Origin of the sequence: Helicobacter pylori (assembly GCF_017594925.1) — a bacterium.
Taxonomy (GTDB): domain Bacteria; phylum Campylobacterota; class Campylobacteria; order Campylobacterales; family Helicobacteraceae; genus Helicobacter; species Helicobacter pylori_DP.
On sequence record NZ_JAALNT010000012.1, the window covers coordinates 42948 to 49074 of the forward strand.

Sequence of the window (6127 nt, forward strand, 5' to 3'; positions counted from 1 at the left end):
TAAGGATCAAAAATGGCCTATGAAATTTCCAAAAAAGTCTTGCACATTGTAGGCAAGACAAACGCCACTTACAAACTCATAGAAGAAGGCGATAAAATCTTGTTAGGATTGAGTGGGGGCAAGGATTCTATCATGCTCGCTTGCATCTTAGCCAGGATGCAAAAACATGCCCCTTTCAAATTTGATTTTAAAGCAGTTACCGTGCATTATGGTTTGGGCGAAGATTTGAAATGGTTGAGCGATTTGTGCCAAGAGCAAGGCATTGAGCATGAGATTATTTACACCCAAATCGCTGCCACGATCAACGAAAAACGCCGTGAAAAAAGCTCGTTTTGTTCGTTTTGTTCTCGTTTGAGGAGAGGGACTTTGTATTCTAAAGCCTTAGAAGAAGGCTATAATAAAGTCGCTATCGCGCACCATTTAGATGATGCGGTGGAGAGCTTTTTTATGAATTTCACTTATAACGGGAGTTTGAGGAGCATGCCCCCCATTTATAGGGCTGAAAACGGCTTATTGGTGATCCGCCCTTTGATTAAGGTTCGAGAAGCCAGTAGTATCCATTTTGTCACTTCTCAAAATATCCCGGTTGCCCCTGATTGCAATTGCCCAGCCAAACAGCCCACTTCCGATAAGCCCCCTATCGCGCGATTAGCCACCAAAAATTTCTTAAAAGAAATGCAAAACTTGCACCCTCATTTCTTTGACAGCTTAGAAAACGCGTTTAATAACGTTCAGGCGAACAGCTTTAGCGACGCTAAGTATTTAGACGCTTAAAGCTTTAAGCTTTTTTGTTGAGTATTTTGATCGCAATCGTGAATAATACCCCTTCAAAGATAGCTGCCATGAGCAATGCGTAGTAGGTGTTTTGCGAGATCGCTTGTGCTTTTAAGCCTACCGCCGCAGTGGTTACTAAAAAAGTTAAAGGCATGGAAGCCCCTAAGGCGAATGAAAATAAATGCTTAGCTTCTTTAAAGTATTTGTGCCACAATAAGGTTGAAGTGATCAAGTGCAAACTCAACATCGCTATGACAATCAATATCCCTTGGAGAATCAAATGCGGGTTTAAAAACACTAATTTTAAGTCTAAAGTAGAGCCTACATGGATGAAAAACAAAGGCACAAAAAACCCAAAACCCACATCATTGAGCTTGTGGATCAATTCTGATTTGTGAGGGAAGAAAGTAGAAACGACTAACCCTGCTAGAAACGCCCCTAAAACCATTTCTATTTTGAGCCACACCACGATCGCAACCAGTGAAAAAAAGAGCATGAGCGAAAAGCGCACGTCTTGGTTGAACTGACTGCTTTTAGGCATCACAAAAAGCTTTAAATGCGGGAACCACCAAAACAAAGTCTTAAAGATTTGAAACGCCACGATAATTAAGATGAGAAAAACAATGAGAATGCCTAAATCTTTGATTAAATCCACGCCCAAACCATGCGAATACACCCCATCCACGACCACCAAACCAAAAATGCTTAACAATTCCCCAATAACGCCCACTTTCAAAACCAAATCAAGCCACAAAATCTCTTTACGATAATCTTTGACTAAAGTCATGATCATGCCCAAACTGATAATAGGGAAAATCACCATAAAAATAGGCTCTAAATTAAGGCTAAAAGTAAGGATGAATGAAAGCGTGTATAAAATCAACAGATAAGCAAAAATGCGTTTTAAAAGAGAAACCCCTAATTTTTTGAACAAATAAATTTCAACTTCCAAACCGCATAAAAACATTAAAAACAAAAAGCCAATTTCAGACATGATTTCAAAGCCCTTAGTTGGCTCAATAAAACCCACATACGCCCCAACAGATCCAAATAAAATCTCCACAACCGTGATAGGCAAACGAGAGATTCTAGACACATAGGGAGCTATCACGATTAAAAGCATAATGAGCGCGAAAGTGAAAAATTCTGCATGCATGTCTTAATTTTACCTTATTTATTGGTTAAGTTTTCAAAATAACGAGATTTTGCTCTTTATAAGTGGTGAAAACCCCTTTTTTGATTTCATAATAAGTTACCCCTAACGCTACTAAAAACGCTAAAAATTGCGCGATAGGGTAAGTTACCCAAACGCCATTAATCCCATAGAAATGACTTAAAATCGGCAATAGGACAATAATAAACCCTAGTGTGTGCGAAAGGGTGATAACAAACGAACTTTTAGTGCGTTGGATGGATTGGAAAAACACCGCGCACAACAAAGTCATGCCTAAAAAAACATAGCCGATGTAGTAAATATTCATCGCTCTTTTAGTCTCTTGCATAAAAAGAGGGTCTTGTTCGCTTGGCTGCAAATAAAGCTTGATTAAAAATTCATCTAAAAAATAATAAGCGCCATAGAAAACAATCCCTATACAAAACGCTGCTTTCAAACCAAAAACAAACACCTCTTTCACGCGCTCTAAATTTCTAGCCCCATAGCTAAAGCTCGCAATCGGTTGGATGCCTTGAGAAATCGCAAATAAAGTCGTAAAAAAGATAATCGCATTATACATAACGATCCCATACATGCTCACAAACCTTTCCCCAGCCGTGTGCATGATAGCGGTATTAAACAACAAAATCATAATAGAAGCGCTAAATTCTGCCGTGCTTTGAGGCACGCCGCTTTTAGCTGAAGAAATGACTGAAGACAAAGAAAATCGTTTGATAAAATACAATTGCCCTTTTTTAAACCAAAAATGTTGCATTAAGACTAAAACCCCTATCGCATGCCCTATCACGGTGGCTATCGCGCTGCCTTGAACCCCCACTTCCAAAACAAAAATAAACCAATAGTTGAAAAAGATATTCGCTAACGAGCCAATCAGCATCGCTACCATCGCTAAAATGGGGCGTTTGTCATTCACCACAAAAACATCCGCTAAAGGGTGGAGGACCATAAAAACCGCGCCCATTAAAATGATTTCAATGTAGCGTTTGGACATGCTCAATAAAGCGTCATTGCTCCCAAAAAAACGCGCGATATTTTCGCTAAAAGGTAGTAGCGCCATGCTCAAAATAAAGGTGCTAAGAGCGACAAAATAAAACACGCTACTAAACACAAGCCTAGCCCTATGGGTTTTATTTTGACCCAAAAAATACCCCACAATGCTCGCTGCCCCAAAACCAAAAAGCAATTCATACGCAATGAGTCCTGGAAAAATAGGCCATGCGATATTGACCGCAGCGATAGCTTCTTTACCCAGTTTCTTGCCCACAAACATGCCATCTATCATAGAATAAGTGGAAAGTGAAATCATAGAAAAAGCTAAAGGGATAAAATAATAAAAAAAGAGCTTCCTTATCGAATCTTTATGCAAATCAATCTTTTTTTTGAGCATTTAAACCACACACCGCTTAAAATTTATGACAAATTTTTCTATTTTAACATAAAAAGAGAGACAATCTGTCCGTTAGCGCGGTTGGATTCAAGCCGTATCACTAAATTTTAAAAATGGTTTTTAACGCAAAAGGGATTTCCTTTATTGGGCTAATCCTTTTAACGCTCTTTATGTTTTTTTAAATTTTATCGTAATGAATCTAAGCCAAAACAGCGCCAACAACCCCAAAGCCCCACCCACAAAGCCAATATACCCTAGCCCTAATTGGTGGATCACAATACTGCCAAACAGCGCTCCTGATCCAATCCCTACATTATAGCTCCCCGAAAAAATCGCGCTCGCGACATCCGTGGCATCTGGGGCGAGCTGTAACACCCTCATTTGCAACGCAATGGTGAGTGAAGTGATCCCAATCCCCCATAAGAAAATTTGCAAAAAGATCACCCACTCTAAGTTTTTAAACACAAAAAGCAAGAGTTGCGGGCAAATGACTAAAACCATTGCAAAAGCGATAAATTTTCTTGAATTTTTCGCGTACAAACGGCCGAATAAAAAACTCCCCGCCACGCCCGCTAACCCAAAAACAAACAGCATTAGCGTCGTAATGTCAGGAGAAAATTGGCTGATTTGAATGATAAAAGGCTCAATATAGCTATAAGTGGTGAAATGCCCAGAGATGACCATGATCACAAGCAAATAAATCCCCACTAAAAGCGGCCGTTTCATTAATATGGGGACACTTGCGAGCGTGCCGGCGTTTCTACTGGGTAGATGCGGGAGCAATTTCCACATGAGCAACGCTATAAGAGTCGCAACGCCCCCAATCACGCCAAAAGTGGAGCGCCAATCTAACATTTGCCCGATGATCCTCCCAAGCGGCAAACCCAAAATCATCGCTAACGAACTCCCTAGCGCTAATAACCCTAAGGCTTGCTGTTTTTTATTTCTTGGCGCGACACGAATGACTAAAGAAGCCGTGATAGACCAAAAAATAGAGTGGGCAAAAGCGATACCCATACGAGAAAGGAGTAGCACCCAAAAATCCCACGCTAACGCTGAAAGGATATGGCTGAGAATAAAAAGAGCAAAAAGGAAAAGCAATAAGCGTTTCCTTTCAATTTTAGCGCTAAGCAGCATCAAGGGCAATGAGCCAAGAGACACCACCCATGCATAAGCAGTGATCATAAGCCCCACTGTCGCGCTCTCCATTTCAAAACTTTTCGCAATATCTGATAACAATGCGACAGGGACAAACTCCGTGGTGTTAAAAATAAACGCCGAAAGCGAAAACACAAAAACCCGCATTAAAGCGAACTTTTGATACGATTGTTTGGTTATCATCATTTAAATCTTAAGGGGTTAAATTTTATTCAATTTGAAAACTTGGAGTATAAGACAAAAATTTTAACCGCTTGTAAATTGGGAACTGGTTAAAACAAATATTCCCGCTCCATAGGCGCATTAATCCAAGGGAGTTGTTACCATATAAAACAGAATTTAAAACCATTTCCAACTTTTAACCAATCTATTTTTTGTAGCTGCGGTCATTGTTTATTGAGCGCTAGAATTAATTGCTTTTTAATATTTTAGAATTTTAGAATAAAGGATAATTAAAATGAAAAAAACTTTTTTGATCGCTTTAGCGCTAGCCACTTCTCTTATAGGCGCTGAAAACACCAAATGGGACTATAAAAATAAAGAAAACGGCCCGCACCGCTGGGACAAATTGCACAAAGATTTTGAAGTGTGCAAAAGCGGTAAAAGCCAATCGCCCATTAACATTGAGCATTACTACCACACGCAAGATAAAGCCGATTTGCGATTCAAATACGCCGCTTCCAAACCTAAAGCGGTCTTTTTCACCCACCACACTTTAAAGGCTTCTTTTGAGCCGACTAACCACATCAATTATAGAGGGCATGACTATGTGTTGGATAATGTGCATTTCCACGCCCCTATGGAGTTTTTAATCAATAATAAAACCAGGCCTTTGAGCGCGCATTTCGTGCATAAAGACGCTAAAGGGCGTTTGTTAGTGTTAGCGATTGGTTTTGAAGAAGGGAAAGAAAACCCCAACCTTGATCCTATTTTAGAAGGCATTCAAAAGAAACAAGGTTTTAAGGAGGTGGCTTTAGACGCTTTCTTGCCTAAAAGCATCAATTACTACCATTTTAACGGCTCTCTCACCGCTCCTCCTTGCACAGAAGGGGTGGCATGGTTTGTCATAGAAGAGCCTTTGGAAGTCTCTGCTAAACAATTGGCTGAAATCAAAAAACGCATGAAAAATTCGCCCAACCAACGCCCCGTCCAACCTGACTACAACACCGTGATCATTAAAAGCTCAGCTGAGACCCGCTAAAGACCCACTAAAATGAAAACTCTCTCTTTATATAAAGAGGGAGATAAAAATTATTCTAATAAAACACCGCTAAAAATTGCAACCGCTTGTATTTTGTGAAACGCTCAAACGCTAAAAACGATTAGGATTCCTACTAAGGAGTTTAAAAAAGGCTCTGTTCTAATTGGGTGATATAGAGTCTTTAAAACACCATAAATAAGCTAAAAACGATTTTATGGTGTTTTCTTATGCCTACATCCTTTTACTATAACCATAACTTGCTTTTTCTACTTTTTCTCAGTCTTAGCAGCTGCTTCTATTTCTTTACTGACATCAGCAAATATTTTTTGAACGAGCAAAAGGCTCTGAGAGGTTGAAAGGTGGGCTTGTGAGTCTGGTTTTAAACTCCTCATTTCAAGCATTTTAGCTTGAGCTTTAGAGCGTATTTTTAGAT

The 6127-nt window shown here is 39.6% G+C and carries 5 protein-coding genes and 1 pseudogene; 2 read left to right on the forward strand and 4 right to left on the reverse strand.

What is annotated here, in order from left to right:
* Positions 1–12 precede the first annotated feature (12 nt).
* The gene (locus G6069_RS05490; RefSeq protein WP_000312853.1) at positions 13–774 is read left to right on the forward strand and encodes a tRNA 2-thiocytidine(32) synthetase TtcA; all 762 of its coding nucleotides are present in this window, start codon (positions 13–15) and stop codon (positions 772–774) included.
* Positions 775–778: 4 nt separating this feature from the next.
* Here G6069_RS05490 and G6069_RS05495 read toward each other — a convergent pair whose 3' ends face one another.
* The 3 genes from G6069_RS05495 to G6069_RS05505 form a co-directional block, all read right to left on the reverse strand.
* Entirely contained in the window at positions 779–1930 is a 1152-nt protein-coding gene (locus G6069_RS05495) for a cation:proton antiporter (protein ID WP_108302907.1), read from the reverse strand.
* A 25-nt stretch (positions 1931–1955) separates the two neighbouring features.
* Positions 1956–3335, reverse strand: coding sequence for an HP1184 family multidrug efflux MATE transporter (locus G6069_RS05500; protein WP_197293624.1), 1380 nt, complete (start codon positions 3333–3335; stop codon positions 1956–1958).
* A gap of 168 nt (positions 3336–3503) precedes the next feature.
* On the reverse strand, positions 3504–4679 hold the full coding sequence (locus tag G6069_RS05505; RefSeq protein WP_197293625.1) for a sugar transporter: 1176 nt from the start codon (positions 4677–4679) through the stop codon (positions 3504–3506).
* A 271-nt stretch (positions 4680–4950) separates the two neighbouring features.
* Here G6069_RS05505 and G6069_RS05510 point away from each other — a divergent pair, with 271 nt between their 5' ends.
* Positions 4951–5694, forward strand: a complete 744-nt coding sequence (locus G6069_RS05510; RefSeq protein ID WP_197293626.1) for a carbonic anhydrase — start codon at positions 4951–4953, stop codon at positions 5692–5694.
* A gap of 231 nt (positions 5695–5925) precedes the next feature.
* Here the strand turns inward: G6069_RS05510 and G6069_RS05515 are convergent.
* Positions 5926–6127: pseudogene (locus G6069_RS05515) on the reverse strand (DUF874 family protein); the annotation flags it as partial.